Consider the following 16,313-nt stretch of genomic DNA (forward strand, 5'->3'; position numbering starts at 1 on the left):
AGAAGTCGCGCTCGACTTGCATGTATTAGGCACGCCGCCAGCGTTCATCCTGAGCCAGGATCAAACTCTCCATAATAGTTAGAGTTTTCTAGCTCTTTTAAATTGCGTTTTATACTAGTCGCTCTAGTTTCGTTACCTTTATATAGTAACTTCTTTTATCGGAATTAACGTTGACATATTGTCATTCAGTTTTCAATGTTCAAAATGTAATGGAGCGGGTGAGGAGAATCGAACTCCCGACATCAGATTGGAAGTCTGAGGTTTTACCACTAAACTACACCCGCGTTTTCGTTTCAACTCTTACTATTATACAGAGTTGAAAAACTAAGTCAATAGAAAAGTTAAAGTTTTTTATTTTATTTTATCTGCGCAACTAGTTGTTAAGTTGACGCTTAATTATTATACACAATCGTTTAACTTAATGCAAACAAAAATGTATATGCGGCTGAGAGGACTTGAACCTCCACGGGATAAACTCCCACTAGGCCCTCAACCTAGCGCGTCTGCCGATTCCGCCACAACCGCTTATTAAGATAACGATATCTATTATATTCTCTTTACATTTCTCTGTCAATACGATTATTTAGATTTCTCAATACTTTTTATTTTTATCAACATCCATACTAAATATCTTCTTTTAAATAATGTATGTTTTACTTCTATATAATGAGGGAATTATTATTCTGTCGAATTTGCAAGTCAAAATTTAATGTGCTATACTTTATTTAGAATTATTCTAATTTAATTTTGGAGGTTTATTATGTCAAAACACTATAACCCTGAAGAACAAAAGTTAACGACTCTATTCGGTAACCCTGTAGGTGACCGTGAGAACACAATGACTGTTGGCCCACGTGGTCCAATCGTTATGCAAGATCCTTATTTCTTAGATATGATGGCACACTTCGACCGCGAAGTAATTCCAGAGCGTCGTATGCACGCTAAAGGATCTGGTGCTTACGGTACATTCACAGTAACAAATGATATTACTAAATATACGAAAGCTAAGATTTTCTCAGAAGTTGGTAAGAAAACAGAAATGTTCGCTCGTTTCTCAACTGTAGCTGGTGAACGCGGTGCAGCTGACGCTGAACGTGATATTCGTGGATTTGCACTTAAGTTCTACACTGAAGAAGGTAACTGGGACTTAGTTGGTAACAACACACCTGTATTCTTCTTCCGTGATCCTAAGTTATTCCCAAGCTTAAACCACGTTGTTAAACGTGATCCACGTACAAACGTGAATAACCCGAATTCTCAGTGGGATTTCTGGACGTCATTACCTGAAGCGTTACACCAAGTAACAATTCTTATGACTGACCGTGGTATCCCGTCAGACTTCCGTCATATGCATGGATTCGGTTCACACACTTACGCGATGATTAACGAAGATAACGAACGTGTATGGGTGAAATTCCACTTTAGAACACAACAAGGTATTCGTAACTACACTGCTGAAGAAGCAGTAGATGTTGTCGGTAAAGACCGTGAATCTTCACAACGTGACCTATACAACGCGATTGAAGATGGAGACTTCCCTAAATGGAAAATGTTCATCCAAGTAATGACTGAAGAAGAAGCAAGAAATCATTACCACAACCCGTTCGATTTAACAAAAGTATGGTATAAAGGTGAATTCCCATTAATCGAAGTTGGTGAGTTTGAGTTAAATAAAAACCCTGAGAACTACTTCGCAGAAGTAGAACAAGCAGCGTTTGCACCAACTAACATCGTTCCTGGTCTTGGATTCTCACCAGACAAAATGTTACAAGGTCGTTTATTCTCATATGGAGATACTCAGCGTTACCGCTTAGGTGTAAACCACCACCAAATTCCAGTAAACTCACCAAAAGGTGCGACAAACGTATGTCCATTCAGCCGTGACGGTGCGATGAGAGTTGACGGCAACTTAGGTTCACATATCAACTATTATCCAAATAGTTACGGTGCACACAATTCACAAAAAGATGCAAAACAACCTGAATTAAACTTAGAGCTCGGTCAAGTATATGAGTACGACTTCCGTGAAGACGACGATAACTACTACGAGCAACCAGGTAAATTATTCCGTCTTCAATCTGAAGAAGGTAAACAAACGATCTTCAAAAACACTGCAATTGAAATGGCAGGCGTTGAAGAGCACATTAAAAAACGTCACATCTTCAACTGTTACCAAGCAGACGAAGAGTACGGTAAAGGTGTCGCAGAGGCACTCGGCATCGACATCAACGATGTTGACCTAGTAAATGGAGATCACCCATTCGAAGGTAAACCAGTACAAGTAAAAAAAGACTAATATAAATAACTAAAGAGTGAAGCAAATGCTTCACTCTTTTTTAATTACTTTTTCATCGTTAATGATATTCTATTTTTCTTTTCGTCTACTGATAAAACAGAGACTTCAACAATATCTCCACTACTTACAACGTCGAGCGGATGTTTTACATATCGATTAGCTAGTTGTGAAATATGGACAAGTCCATCTTGGCCGACTCCGATGTCAACGAATGCTCCGAAGTCTGTAACATTTCTTACTGTTCCAGATAGCTTCATACCTTCTTTTAAATCCGAAAGTTCTAACACGTCACTTTTTAAAATCGGTGTATCGTACTTATCTCGGATGTCTCTTAAAGGCGCAATTAAACTATCGATAATATCGTTTAATGTCGGAAGTCCGATATCATTTTCTTCACTATATTTACGTTTATCGAGTGTATTTAACTTTTCCTTAATACTCTCTTCACCGAGCTCATCTATCGATGCACCAACTGATTTTAGTAATGCATATGTGTTTTTATATTGCTCCGGGTGAATTGGCGTTTGGTCGAGTGGTTCTTCTCCACCGACAATTCTTAAAAATCCGACAGCTTGCTCAAATGTTTTCGGTCCTAGTCTTTTTACTTTTTTAAGGTCTGATCGTTTTGTAATCCCTTGAGTCTCTCTATACTCTACAATGTTTTTTGAAATTGTTTTATTTAATCCTGAAACGTGTTCTAGTAATTTGTAAGACGCAGTGTTTACATCTACACCCACTTGGTTTACTGCTGTTTCAACAACAAAATCTAATGACTCATTTAAGAATTTTTGGTTAATATCGTGTTGATACTGTCCGATTCCTAATGATTTCGGGTCAATTTTTACGAGTTCAGCAAGTGGATCTTGAATACGACGGGCAATCGATACCGCACTTCTCTCTTCAACTTCAAAATCTGGGAATTCTTCACGTGCTACGTCCGACGCTGAATACACAGAAGCACCCGCTTCATTTACGATAATAAACGGCACTTCTATTTTATATTTCTTTAAAAAGTTTGCAACGAATTCTTCAGTCTCTCTCGATGCTGTTCCGTTACCAATCGCAATTAATGTGACTTTATTTTCTTCAATAATCTCTTTAAAAATCGCTTCGCTTTTATCCGTGTTTTTAGAGCTGTGAGGATAAATAACATTCTTCTCTAAAAACTTACCGTTTGAATCGATAACTGCGAGCTTACACCCTGTTCGAAACGCTGGGTCGACACCTAAAATCGTATGATTTTTAAGTGGTGGTTGTAGAAGTAAACTCTTTAGGTTTTCTTCGAAAATATTTACCGCATGCGTTTCCCCTTTTTTCGTTAACTCATTACGTATTTCACGTTCTAAACTTGGTAAAATTAAACGTTTTAAACTATCGTCGATTGTTTCTTCTATCAATTGCTTTGTTTTACTTTTTTCTTTTAATTCTTGACGGTATAAATAACTCGTAATTTTATCGTCATCATGTTGGAAACCGATGCGTAACACATCTTCTTTCTCTCCACGATTCATTGCAAGTATACGGTGCGATGGTATTGTTTTTACGCGTTCACTATAGTCATAATACATTTCAAAAATTTGCGTTTTGTCATCGTGTTCCTTTTTCTCAGTCGATGTAATTTCTGAGTGATTTTGAATGACGCTTAATATGTACATACGGTGTTGTGGGTTATCCGAAATTATTTCTGCAATTATATCTTTTGCACCTGCAACTGCGTCTTCTATAGTTTTGATTTCTTCGTTAATATATTGTTCTGCCTCTTTATAAATATCTTTAGCGTCAACATCTTGTTTATAAATCATTTCAGCGAGCGGCTCTAATCCTTTACGCTTTGCTTCTGTTGCGCGTGTTTTCTTCTTCTGTCTAAACGGACGATATAAATCTTCAACACGTGCTTGAGATGTTTGACGTAATATTTGATTTTTTAAATCTTCAGTAAGTAGCCCTTGTTCGTCGATTAAGCGAATGACATCTTCTTTTCTTTTTTCTAATTCTTCTAGATAGTTATACTCATCAGAAATTTGCTTAATTGAAACTTCATCAAGTCCGCCCGTTTGTTCTTTTCTATAACGTGCGATAAAAGGCACCGTCGCATTTTCTTCTAACATATTGAGTACGTTTAATACATACTCTGATTTAATTTTTAATTTACTCGATAACTCTTTAACTAATGTTTCGTTCATAATGTCCTCCTAAACAATAAAACCTAATCATTATGATTAGGCTTAAATATCTATATCTGTATTTTTAACAGAATCTCTCAACTTTTTAAGTGCTGCACGTTGTAATCTTGATACATGCATTTGGCTTAAACCGATTTTTTCTCCAGTCTCTTTTTGACTTAAAGATTCTAAAAATGTATATCGTATAATCTGTTGTTCTCTTTCAGATAAAATCGGTAATAACTTTTCTATAAGTAAACGTTCCTCGGTTTGAGCATAATTATCATCTTCCTCACCCATTACGTCGAGTAACGTCACAGATGAACCTTCGTTATCTGCGTCAATCGAGTGATCCACACTTAACGCATTGTAGCTTTGTCCCATCTCCATCGCTTCGAGTACTTCTTCTTCTGTTGCACCGATATATTCTGCGATTTCTTTAACAGATGGTGATCGCTCTAGCTCATTCGTTAACTCATCTGTAGAACGTTTGATTTTTGGACCAAGCTCTTTAATACGCCTCGGGACATGAACACTCCACGTTTTATCTCTTAAATAACGTTTGATTTCACCGAGAACTGTCGGTACTAGAAATGCTTCAAATTTACGCTCAAAAGATAAATCGAATCGTTTAATTGCACCGAGCAATCCAATCATACCGACTTGTACAAGGTCTTCGTGATGTGATTGCCCTTTTGAATATCGATATGCGAGTGACTCGATGAGTTTTTCATAGTGATAAACTAAACGCGTTTGTGCTTCATCGCTTCCAGTTTCTTGATATTCAGTAATTAAGCGATTAATTTCATCACGTGAAAGTTCTTTTCTAGTTTGTGATTGCTCCATCTTTTTGCACCTGACCTTCACCAATGTACTTCACCATACTAATTGTCACACCTTGTGTACGTCTAACGTTCACATCATCCATTAGTGTCTCAATTAGGAAAAGCCCAAGTCCTCCTTCTCTTAAAAAGCTTACAGAATCAGACTCTTCGTACGGTCCAAGTTCTTTTTTTACCGTTTCATAGTCAAAACTTTTCCCAGAATCTTGAACGATAATTTCAACACGATCCTCTGATACCGCAAATCCGATAGTAATTTCATTATCGCTATCAGAATATGCATGCTTCACTGCGTTCGTTACCGCTTCGCTAACAGCAATCTTCGTATCTTCAATTTCTTCGTATGTCGCGCCAGCACTATTTAAAATACCAGATAACGTTAGGCGAACGAGCCCTACGTATTTTGGTTTTGCAGGTATTTTCATTTCTATATATTCATAATTTTTACTCATCTACATTCGCTCCCGATTGCGTGATTTGAATCAAGTCGCTTAGTCCTGTTATTTCAAATAGTTTCATAACACGATCGTTTGCACCTGAAATTCTTAACTCATTATTATACTGATTTAAATCTTTGAGTGTCCCAACAAAAAGACCAAGTCCTGTTGAATCCATATATGTAAGGTCACTTAAATCGACGTGTAAGTTATGAGTGCCTTCTGAGACGATCGGGTTAAATACTTTCTTTAATTCCGGCACTGTATAAATGTCGAGTTCTCCTCCAACTTTCACATAAAATACTTCTTGTGCCTCTTTGACTTCAATCTTAATATTCATAACAGTAATCCTACTCCATTTCAGACAAATATATAGTAATACAATACCCGTATTGATTTTTTAATAAACGTTAATGTAGCGTCTTAATTAAAATACACGTTAAATCATCTTTTCGAGTCTGATCTTGCATACGAGTGAGTTGCTGATATAGATTTCGGACGATATCTTGCGGATGTTCGTCGCGATTATCGCGAATCATATTTTTAACGTCTTCCATATCTATAAAAGTACCGTCGTGCTTTCTTAATTCTGAGACCCCATCAGTGTAAATGAAAATAATATCTTTATCATTAAGTGAAACTGTACTTTCTTTATAGGAAACGCCTTGCATCACACCGAGGACAAGATCTCTCGTATCGAGAGTTTCAAAAATGTCGTCTTCATATCGATATACTAATGCGGGCTCGTGACCAGCACTAGCGTATGTAAGTTCAAAGTTTTTATAATCATAAACGGCATAAAACATCGTAATAAACATATTTTTATTGATGTTTTTTTCTACTAAGTCATTGATTTTCTCTAACACACGGTGAGGGCTATACGTTAAATGTGAGAGTTCTAAAGAGAACTTTAACATCGCCATCGCAATAGATGCAGGGATACCTGAACCGATGACGTCTGCAACTGCGATACCTACTTTATCGTCATATTGTTTTAATATGTTAAAGTAGTCTCCGTTTACTTTTCCTGCAGCAACACTAATTGCACCGAGTTGTGAGTTATCGATAATTGGAATTTCTGACTTTAACATCGTACGCTGAACACTTGCAGCGACTTCTAATTCTTGGTCATGATGATTAATTTGATCGAGCATCGCTCGATAATCACGGTACGTAAATCCGAATGATATCATGACTTCCTCAAGAATTTCTAACGACTTTTTTATTTCTTCACCGTCGTTAATATGTAAATGATTGAGCATTTGAATATGTAAAGATACAATTTCTTCAGGAGAAGTGTCTATTTCAATAACATTTTGACTGAACGTTTGGCATCGTGCGATTGCTTCATCCACTGCATTCTCATAAATGAATAGTTGTAGTATCGTTTCGTATTCTTTTGCAAGTTTATCAATGTAGGTCAATCGTGTTCCTCCTATTCATTAATATGTATGTAATGCTTACTTCGATTTACGATGTTTCTTCTTTTGCTTTTTGTTTGAATCATCGTCTAGTCCAAGGCTGATTTGAATCGCCTTGTCCACTTCTTTCATTTTCTCATCATCTAAATATGTAAGTTTTTCTTGTAACCTAGTCTTATCTATCGTTCGAATTTGCTCTAGCAGTATTACCGAGTTAGTCTTAAACTTATACTTTTCAGCGTTCACTTCGACGTGTGTCGGTATTTTTGCTTTATCAATTTTTCCAGTAATCGCAGCGACGATTAACGTCGGTGAAAACTTGTTCCCCGTATCATTTTGAATAATAACAACAGGGCGTTTACCGCCCTGTTCAGAGCCTTGAACTGGAGAAAGATCAGCTAGGTATACTTCTCCACGTTTCATCTACTCACCATCTTTTTTGTTATTGTTTTTATTTTGTTCATTTTGAAGTTTTTGGGAGTAGATACGTTCTACCTCACATTCAAGATGAAAACCTTCTCTAGCGATTATTAAGTTAAGTTCAGACATCTCTAAATATCCGTCTTTCATAGACTGTTCTATTGATTTGTCTAACATATATGAACTCACAATAATCCTCTCCCTTTATTATCCATAACATTACTTATATTTTAACATAATAAGTAACATTCTCTGAATTATTTTAAGATTTCGTTAGAAACATCGTATTGTTCAGACTGTTTGTAAACACGTGGCAGTCGTCTTGAGAATAAGTTTGTCGATTCATACGGTATTGTGCCGACGTGTGCACTAAAGCGCTCAAGTGATTGTGGACTATCGTAATGGTTATCAATAATGATGACTTCATCTCCAACTTTAGCATCTACTTCAATCATCGCAGCATCCATACAAATACGGCCGACAAATGGATAGTGTTTGTCGTTCACTTTTACAGTATATCCTGTATGTTTTCTTAATAAGCCGTCGCCGTATCCGATCGGTATCGTCGCGATTTTCGTATCGCTATCGACGATAAATGTCTCATCGTAACCGACAAAGTCGTTTTTCTTTAATTCATGCGTATCGACAACGTGTGTGATCAGTCGTAACGCAGGGTTAAGTGGAACTTGTGATTTCTCTTTGACCATTAAACTTGGGTAATAGCCATATAGTGAAATTCCTATTCGAACTGCATTCGTAAAATCACCATCAAACAGTAACGAACCCGCTGAATTTAATACGTGTACAAATTGTGGGCGTTTTACTGATTCTACAATTGTTTTAAATTTGTCAATTTCCTTTTGTGCACCGTAAGACGTCGATGCAGCAAGTGCAAGATGAGAAAAAATACCTTCGTATACGAAGTGATCTGAAGCTTCTATTTTTTCAATCATCTCTTTAATTTCTTCAACATCATCTGTACCGTAGCGATTCATATGGCTATTCACTTTAATATGAATCCATACGTTTTTGTCATATTCACCGGTATTATGTTTTAATGCCGCTTCAAGCCACTTTAAATTTGGAGCTGTGAGTGCGATGCGATGCTGGATTGCTTTATTTATATGTTCTGGATTGATGATTCCAAGAATGAGTATTTTAGATTTTATACCGTGCATTCTTAGTTCAATCGCTTCATCGAGTGTTCCAACCGCAAAAAAGTCTACCCCATTTTCTTCTAAAAATTGACTTACTCTTACGGCGCCATGTCCGTATGCATTAGATTTCACAACAGCAATAAATGTCTTATCTTCGTGTAGTCGCTGAACTTCTAAATAGTTACGGTATATTCGGTCTAAATCGACTTCAACGTATGCATCTCGATAAAATCTATCTTCCATAATTATACTCTCCTTAATTATCACTCATTATAATGACAGTCGCTGTCGCGTATTGTTTAGAGTGGGATATTGAAATCAGTGAATTTGTATTTACTATATACGGTTTTCCGTCATCGTCGTTTAAAATCTCAATATGTTTAAAGTTTAAAGCGCCAATTCCTGTTCCAAGTGCCTTTGCGTATGCTTCTTTCCCTGCAAAGCGCCCGGCTAAATACTCAAGCTTTCTCTCGGTATTTTTAATTGACATATACTTTGCGAGTTCTTCATCACTTAAAATACGACGTGCCAAACGGTCGTCTTTATTAACTGATTGAATACGTTCAATTTCGATAATATCTGTGCCGAGACCATTAATCATGTACTTCATCCTCTTTAAGAATTGCTATTTCTCTTTTTCGGTTATCTTTTACGATACTTCGAATCATCGTACGAATTTCATCGGCACGATCCTTTTCTAATTCAGGGATATACGTGCCACCACCCGCTGTCGATATACTAATTCCTTTTAAGCCGAATTTACTCATGATTGGACCTTCTGTCACGTCTACATTTTGGATTCTAAAAAGTGGAATTACCGTGTGCTTACGGTTAAATATACCATCGTTAACGATGAGTACTTCATCTGTAAATTTAAATTCAAAATACTTATAAAATAAACTTGGGTGAACCCACATTCTATAGATCAGTTCATATAAAAGAAAAAGTCCTGCAATTCCTCCGACAATCATCGCTGGAATGTGTAGAAAGTCAAAGAAATATGCTAGAACACCACAAATTATAATAACGACGAGCGCGACTAGAAGTCCGAATACAGCTTGAATTCTCCAGTAGTTAATCGCTTTTCTAGATACTTTCTCCATTCTGAACTCCCTTTCTTACATAGTCGAATATTTCATTTGCTTCTTTATACTCTAAATGTTTTACGTCAACCGTTGTAGGTATAAGACCAGACGCTGTTTTCACTTCAATAGTTCCGAGGTTTGCATGCTCTGTAAATATCGTTTGGCGAATCGCGCAGTCGATAATTTTACTGCGTTTAAAAATATAATGACTGCGTTTAAATGAAGATGTCGTTAACATATTTAAATCTCCATTTTCAATACGAACACCGCTATTTTTAGCTGAATATATGCCACTAATAATAGTTAAAATCATTATAAATACACCGACTAGAAGTGCGATATATAATGCAATCATTTGATCATAGTAATAAAGAATACCACTCGTGATTGAAATGACCATAAAAGGGACCAAGAGCGACACTTGGAAATATCTCCTATATGCCCTAATTGGAACACTCGGTTCAGGTCGTTCGATATTATACTCACTAAAATGTTCATTTAAAAACTTATAACTCTCTCTTTGTCTCATAACAGGTGTCAGCACAACGTCTCCAACGTCTTCATCAGAAAAGTCATTGCTCGTAATTCCGACATATAACGCATGAATTTTAAACAGACGCTCAAATAATCCGTCTTCTCTTACAGAAATATTTTGAATGCGTTTCTTATTAATCGTAATTGTTTTTCTTTCGAGTAAACCGTACTGAATAATAAAGTCATCGTTATGCTTTTTAATTTGGTAACCGTAATATCTGACAAATATGATGATGCCACCGATAATTATTCCAATAAATAAAATGACAATTCCTATCGCAATCAGAATCGGAACAAATAACGTACTTGCGTGTCCTTGGAGAGATTCAATCGCATTTACAATAATCGTATCAAATCCGAAGTACCCGAGTCCCCCAGCGACAGCTGTTAAAAACATTCCTAGTCCTCCACTCGTTGCGATAAGTAATAGCATTTCTTTTGGCGAAATTTCGTAGACGACTTCTGCTTCATTTAATTTAAAATCAGCGCTCTTATTTGTTTCATATGATTCATTTTCAGTTTCTTCATGTACTTGAGAAGAGTGTTCGTCTTCTTTTTTCTGATACACATACGTTCGAATCGACTCTGCCATATCGTATTTCACACCAGATAGGGAAATACTTTCAGCTGGACTTTTAATGTTTACAACTGCAACGTTAAATAGTCGGGCGAGTATTGGTTGAGTAATATCGATACTTTGAATACGATCGATACTTAACTCACGTTCATTCTTAACGAACAGCCCAGATTTATAAATGATCTTGTCTGCTTCAAACCAGTAACGTACTGTCCACTTTTCAATGATACCGGTACTAATTAAAAATATACTGATGATCATTAAGATGATTCCAAAAGCGTTATCTGTTAGTGCACCTTCTTGTAATTTACTCGTTCCGAGGTTGTATATAGTAAGTACGAATACGTACCAATATCTTTTAAATACATCGATTATAGTTAAAAGATAAGATACAGGATGTAATTTATGAACGTTAGACATCACTATCCACCTCTTTTAAACGCGTGATAATCGTATCTTTTAGTTGCTCGGCCCGAACCGTTTCAATTTCTGGTAAACGAACGGTATATGCAGCGTTTGTTAATTCTATTTTCGCGAGATTAAATCGTCTTGCAATAAATCCTTTTTCTAATTCAACGATTTGTACACGTTCAATCGGATACAATGCCGTTTCTATAAAGAAAAAACCTTTTTTAACGATTAAATAATCGTCATATACACCGATTTTTGTAATTCTCGTATATAAAATCGGACGTAATAAAACACGAAATACGATATAGAGTACAATTAATACGGCATAGATAATCACTGATAATTTAAAATAAAAATCTAATATATAAGACACGAAGATATATATCGTCGGAAGTAAAAAGATAACTAATCCATCGAGCACTGCTCTAAGTTGCATATACGGACGTAGATTTTTATCGACAGATTCCATGAGCACACTCCTTTTTTAACCTATTATACATGAGTTATTTTTTATTATAAATTAAAAAAAGCGCCAGACGGCGCTCTAAATTACTTCATAAATTGTTTAAATGTCTTCTTATGATTCGATCTGTCACGGTTGTCGCGTTTTTGAGGTTTACGACGGTTGTTTCTATCACCTTTTTTACCGCGATTATAGTCTCGACGTTTTCCACCAGACTGTTTTGCTGTTGCACGTCTTGGTAGAGGCTTTTCAAATGATAATTGAATCGCATCGTCTTCTTTTTCGTTAACATATTCGCTCACAAAAGCAGTAATAATATCTAAAGGATCGAACGTTTCGACTAATTTTCTCGATAATTCGTATACTTCTTCGTCGATTTCTTTTCCTTCGTATTTTCTTACTTTATCGATCATGACTTCTGCTTGCGCCGCTTTTACTTCTTCTTTAAATGGTGGACGTAGCGGACGAATCGGTTTACCTTTCGTCTCCTCAATTAGACGTAAGTAACCCATTTCTATTGGGTTAACAAATGTTAACGCGACACCACTTTCGCCAGCACGTCCTGTACGGCCGATACGGTGCGTGTAACTTTCAGCGTCTTGAGGAATATCAAAGTTATACACGTGTGTAACACCTGTAATGTCGAGCCCACGTGCTGCAACGTCTGTTGCAACTAAAATTTGTAGTGCGTCATTTTTAAACTTCTTTAATACTTCGAGTCGTTTTGACTGAGTAATATCTCCGTGAAGTCCTTCTGCTAAATATCCTTTAGCAATTAATGCACTCGTCAGTTCGTCTACACGACGTTTCGTACGACCGAATACGATCGCAAGTTTCGGGCGATGAACGTCTAAAAAATCGACGAATACGTCTAGTTTTTCTAACTCTTTCACAATCGTATAATACTCTTCAATTTGTGGATCTGATTGATTTTGGTTCATCGTTTTTACGATTTTCGGTTCATCCATGAAACGTGTGACGAGTTCTTGAATTGCTTTTGGCATCGTTGCACTGAATAGTAACGTTTGACGATTCCCCTCAGGCAGACGGTCCATTATAAACTTAACATCGTCGATAAAGCCCATGTTCATCATTTCATCCGCTTCGTCTAATACGAATTTAGTGATGTGTTTTAGTTTTAACGTACGACGTTTAATATGGTCGATGACTCGTCCTGGAGTCCCGACGATAATTTCAGGGTGTCTTTTTAACTCTGAAATTTGGCGTTCGATTGATACGCCTCCGAAAATAACAGATACTTTTAACTTTTTATATTTAGAAAAATGTTTAAGTTGCTCGCTCACTTGCATCGCAAGTTCTCTTGTCGGCGCTAAAATTAACGCTTGCGTTCCTTGTCCACGCTGGATTGTTTCAACGAGTGGAATACCAAACGCTCCTGTTTTTCCTGTACCTGTTTGTGCTTGTCCTAATATGTCTCTACCTTCTAATGCGAAAGGAATACTCTCCTCTTGAATCGGAGTTGGAGTTTCAAACCCCATTTCTTCAAGTGCAAGTATTGTTTCATCACTTACACCTAGTGCTTCAAAAAATTTCAAATGTATAGTCTCCTTTGACTCTTAACTATTATCTCATAATGCATAACTACTTAATGCTATCATTTTCACGATCATTGTACAACAACTATTCACTGTTCAGTCTTTCGAGTTTCATACCACGAGATGCTTTTAATAGTATGACCGTATTTTCATCTTTTAACGAATTTAAACTATTCTTTAACTGTTCTATCGACTCGAAATGTTGTGTATTTTCTTTTTGAATCGTATCATGAATCGTTTTCGCATGTTCACCATAAGTGAAGATATGTGTAAAGTTGTTATCCTCATTTATATATGCTCCAACCGATTCATGAAGTTGAGCGCTGTATCTACCGAGCTCTAATATATCTCCTAAAACGAGCACTTTGTTTTTATAATCTAAATGACGTACTGTATCAATTGCACTTTTCATCGATGAAGGGCTTGCGTTATACGCATCATTAATAATTAAAGCGCCAGTCTCATCGATATGTTGCTCCATACGCATATTTGTGATCGTTAACTGTTCTAAACTTTTCTTTACATCCGATTCACTAATATTAAAATGCTTGCTAAGAGCGATCGCAAAGCTCGCGTTAACGGCGTTATGCTTACCAAGTGACGGAATTGAATAGTCAAATCCATTTAGTGTAAAACTTACACCGTTTTTATCTTCTTTAACGTTTGTCACAACGAGGTCATTTTTATCAGTTAAACCGACTGTAACCTGTTCATAAGGTGTATCTTTTTTAACAAGATTTTCGAGTTCGACATAGTCATTGGAATAGATAAATAACCCGTCCTCTTTTAAATCATCGACAATTTCATACTTCCCTTTTGCGATGTTTTCTTTAGACCCTAACTTTTCTATGTGAGATTCTCCAACGTTCGTTAAAATCGCAATGTCAGGACGAGCAATGGATGATAGATAATGGATGTCACCAAGATTATCCATTCCCATTTCTAATATCAAAATATCCGTATCGTCTTTCGTATTAAAAATCGTCAGTGGCATTCCAATTTCATTGTTGTAGTTTCCAATTGTTTTTTTAACGTTAAAATGAGGTGCTAATACACATTCGACCATATCTTTTGTCGTCGTCTTACCGTTAGACCCTGTAATCGCAACGACTTTTGTATTTAACGTATTTAAATATCCTCTTGCGATGTCACCAAGTGCTTTTTGAACGTCCTTTACTATAATTAGCGGTGCATCAACATCTTCTTTTTCTGATAAGGAAACACATGCCCCTGATTCAATCGCATTCAATATAAAATCATGTCCATCGACATTTTCACCGACAAACGGTGCAAACATATTATTTGTTTCAATCGTTCTCGTATCGATTGAAACTCCGTGAATCTTTGTATTTTCAATTTCTTTTGCTTGATCGTTTAGCTTGCCTCCGCATAGTTCGGAGATTTTTTTAATTGTTAATGATATCATGATATTCATTCCTATAATTTTAATAAAATACTGTTATAATTATTAGATGGACATAAGTCCTACATATTAGATTACCACAGATTTAGGTGAAGCTATTGAATCAAAAAAAGTATTCCCGTCAAAATTTAAATATATTAGCTCGTATTGATTGGACACTTATTTTTATACTTATTATGCTCGCAGCGATCAGCATACTCATTATTAGCAGTGCGATGACGAGCGAACAGTATTCAACAAATTTCGCTCAACGACAACTATTATTTTACTTATTTGGATTTTTAATTGCATTTATTTTAATGCTCATTCCGTTCCATTTTTATAAAGATTATATATGGGGCATATATGCTTTTGGTATTTTGAGTTTAGTGTTTCTACACTTTTCTCCATTTGAAAGTATTACTCCAATTATTAACGGTGCAAAAAGTTGGTATCAGTTCGGTTTTTTTAGTGTTCAGCCTTCTGAATTTATGAAAATCATATATATTATGGCACTTGCATACGTCATCAGCCAACATAACAAATATAAGATTGAAGACGACTTATCATTAGACGTTAAATTACTCGGTAAAATGGCAGTTGTTTCCGCATTACCAATGTTGTTAGTACTATTACAAAACGACTTAGGAACGACACTCGTCATGGTTGCGATATTCTTTGGAATGGTCCTCATATCTGGGATTAGTTGGTGGCTTATTTTACCCGTCGTATTTGTCGTTACGACAGTCGGTGTGTCACTGATACTCGGTATTTTATATCGACCAGATTTAATCGATAAACTCGGAGTACACGCGTATCAATTCGATAGAATTTACTCTTGGCTACAACCAGAAAAATACATTTCTGACAGTGGTTTCCAACTGATGAACTCACTCATTTCAATCGGATCAGGTGGAATTACAGGTCGTGGCTATAAGGACGGTATAATTTATATTCCTGAAAACCACACGGACTTTATATTTACAATCGTCGGTGAAGAGTTCGGTTTTATTGGAACGACTTTTGTAGTCATCGTATTACTCTCATTATTACTACGACTGTTTAGAATTTCACTGTTAACACACGACAGTTTCGGTGGATACTTTATAATCGGATTTTTATCGTTACTGTTTTTCCATATATTCCAAAATATCGGAATGACGATTCAACTCGTACCGATCACTGGATTACCGTTACCATTTTTAAGTTACGGTGGTAGTGGTTTATGGGCAAACATGGTCGGAATTGGTATTGTACTTAGTATTTATTTTTATGAATTATCTGGTAAAAAAGAAGCTCGATTTAACAAATAAAAACGCAAGCAGCTCAGTGAGCTGTTTGCGTTTTTAAATATTATTCTCGTTTAATCTTAACTGTTCTACTTTCGAAATACGATTCATAATTTCTAATCTTGAAGGGGCAACAGATACTTTGATGCCAAGTTCTTTCAATACTCGAACCGCATCTTTTAGTTTGGATGTGTCATTTTGTTTCATAATGACTCTCCCTTCCTATCGAGTTAATTATAATTATACAGACACTGTGGTAAT

17 protein-coding genes, 2 tRNA genes and 1 rRNA gene are annotated in these 16,313 nt (G+C 36.2%); 2 read left to right on the forward strand and 18 right to left on the reverse strand.

The window, feature by feature from the left end:
* From BBS29_RS01730 to BBS29_RS01740, 3 genes are all read right to left on the reverse strand, one after another.
* Positions 1–76, reverse strand: a 16S ribosomal RNA gene (locus BBS29_RS01730); the annotation flags it as partial.
* A 134-nt stretch (positions 77–210) separates the two neighbouring features.
* Positions 211–284 (reverse strand) — tRNA-Gly (locus BBS29_RS01735).
* A gap of 156 nt (positions 285–440) precedes the next feature.
* Positions 441–525: transfer RNA gene (locus tag BBS29_RS01740), tRNA-Leu, on the reverse strand.
* A gap of 235 nt (positions 526–760) precedes the next feature.
* Here BBS29_RS01740 and BBS29_RS01745 point away from each other — a divergent pair.
* Positions 761–2,296, forward strand: a complete 1,536-nt coding sequence (locus BBS29_RS01745; RefSeq protein ID WP_068128505.1) for a catalase — start codon at positions 761–763, stop codon at positions 2,294–2,296.
* 44 nt (positions 2,297–2,340) lie between these two features.
* Here BBS29_RS01745 and BBS29_RS01750 read toward each other — a convergent pair whose 3' ends face one another.
* The 14 genes from BBS29_RS01750 to BBS29_RS01815 all read right to left on the reverse strand — a co-directional run bounded on the left by BBS29_RS01750 (position 2,341) and on the right by BBS29_RS01815 (position 14,787).
* Positions 2,341–4,479, reverse strand: coding sequence for a Tex family protein (locus tag BBS29_RS01750; RefSeq protein ID WP_068128507.1), 2,139 nt, complete (start codon positions 4,477–4,479; stop codon positions 2,341–2,343).
* Positions 4,480–4,521: 42 nt separating this feature from the next.
* Entirely contained in the window at positions 4,522–5,304 is a 783-nt protein-coding gene (gene sigB, locus BBS29_RS01755) for an RNA polymerase sigma factor SigB (RefSeq protein WP_040928273.1), read from the reverse strand.
* Positions 5,285–5,752, reverse strand: coding sequence for an anti-sigma B factor RsbW (gene rsbW, locus BBS29_RS01760; RefSeq protein WP_068128509.1), 468 nt, complete (start codon positions 5,750–5,752; stop codon positions 5,285–5,287). The genes sigB and rsbW overlap by 20 nt, the downstream gene beginning before the upstream one ends.
* Complete coding sequence (locus BBS29_RS01765; protein ID WP_068128511.1) at positions 5,745–6,077, reverse strand: STAS domain-containing protein; 333 nt, start codon at positions 6,075–6,077, stop codon at positions 5,745–5,747. Before BBS29_RS01765 ends, rsbW begins: the two co-directional genes overlap by 8 nt.
* A gap of 70 nt (positions 6,078–6,147) precedes the next feature.
* Positions 6,148–7,161, reverse strand: coding sequence for a SpoIIE family protein phosphatase (locus BBS29_RS01770; RefSeq protein ID WP_083314932.1), 1,014 nt, complete (start codon positions 7,159–7,161; stop codon positions 6,148–6,150).
* A 36-nt stretch (positions 7,162–7,197) separates the two neighbouring features.
* Entirely contained in the window at positions 7,198–7,581 is a 384-nt protein-coding gene (locus BBS29_RS01775; RefSeq protein ID WP_068128513.1) for a type II toxin-antitoxin system PemK/MazF family toxin, read from the reverse strand.
* Positions 7,582–7,767: a hypothetical protein gene (locus BBS29_RS08470; RefSeq protein ID WP_068128515.1), complete on the reverse strand. Its 186-nt coding sequence runs from the start codon at positions 7,765–7,767 to the stop codon at positions 7,582–7,584. It lies immediately after the preceding gene.
* 68 nt (positions 7,768–7,835) lie between these two features.
* Positions 7,836–8,978, reverse strand: a complete 1,143-nt coding sequence (gene alr, locus BBS29_RS01785) for an alanine racemase (RefSeq protein ID WP_068128517.1) — start codon at positions 8,976–8,978, stop codon at positions 7,836–7,838.
* A 13-nt stretch (positions 8,979–8,991) separates the two neighbouring features.
* Positions 8,992–9,345, reverse strand: a complete 354-nt coding sequence (gene acpS / locus BBS29_RS01790) for a holo-ACP synthase (protein ID WP_306452471.1) — start codon at positions 9,343–9,345, stop codon at positions 8,992–8,994.
* Complete coding sequence (locus BBS29_RS01795) at positions 9,329–9,838, reverse strand: PH domain-containing protein (RefSeq protein WP_068128521.1); 510 nt, start codon at positions 9,836–9,838, stop codon at positions 9,329–9,331. The genes acpS and BBS29_RS01795 overlap by 17 nt, the downstream gene beginning before the upstream one ends.
* Positions 9,822–11,351 carry a PH domain-containing protein gene (locus BBS29_RS01800; RefSeq protein ID WP_068128523.1) on the reverse strand — a complete coding sequence of 510 codons (1,530 nt, stop codon included), beginning with the start codon at positions 11,349–11,351 and terminating at the stop codon, positions 9,822–9,824. The genes BBS29_RS01795 and BBS29_RS01800 overlap by 17 nt, the downstream gene beginning before the upstream one ends.
* A complete protein-coding gene (locus BBS29_RS01805) occupies positions 11,344–11,811 on the reverse strand; it encodes a PH domain-containing protein (protein WP_068128525.1) in 468 nt (155 codons plus the stop codon). The genes BBS29_RS01800 and BBS29_RS01805 overlap by 8 nt, the downstream gene beginning before the upstream one ends.
* Positions 11,812–11,891: 80 nt before the next feature.
* A complete protein-coding gene (locus BBS29_RS01810; protein ID WP_068128526.1) occupies positions 11,892–13,361 on the reverse strand; it encodes a DEAD/DEAH box helicase in 1,470 nt (489 codons plus the stop codon).
* Between the two features lie 85 nt (positions 13,362–13,446).
* On the reverse strand, positions 13,447–14,787 hold the full coding sequence (locus BBS29_RS01815; RefSeq protein WP_068128528.1) for a UDP-N-acetylmuramoyl-tripeptide--D-alanyl-D-alanine ligase: 1,341 nt from the start codon (positions 14,785–14,787) through the stop codon (positions 13,447–13,449).
* An 86-nt stretch (positions 14,788–14,873) separates the two neighbouring features.
* Between BBS29_RS01815 and BBS29_RS01820 the strand changes: the two genes are divergently transcribed.
* Positions 14,874–16,076, forward strand: a complete 1,203-nt coding sequence (locus BBS29_RS01820; RefSeq protein WP_068128530.1) for an FtsW/RodA/SpoVE family cell cycle protein — start codon at positions 14,874–14,876, stop codon at positions 16,074–16,076.
* Between the two features lie 33 nt (positions 16,077–16,109).
* Here the strand turns inward: BBS29_RS01820 and BBS29_RS08315 are convergent, their stop codons facing one another.
* Positions 16,110–16,259 carry an Lmo0850 family protein gene (locus BBS29_RS08315; RefSeq protein ID WP_168161304.1) on the reverse strand — a complete coding sequence of 50 codons (150 nt, stop codon included), beginning with the start codon at positions 16,257–16,259 and terminating at the stop codon, positions 16,110–16,112.
* Between the last annotated feature and the right edge of the window lie 54 nt (positions 16,260–16,313).

This window comes from Nosocomiicoccus ampullae, from assembly GCF_001696685.1.
In the GTDB taxonomy this organism is placed as follows: domain Bacteria; phylum Bacillota; class Bacilli; order Staphylococcales; family Salinicoccaceae; genus Nosocomiicoccus; species Nosocomiicoccus ampullae_A.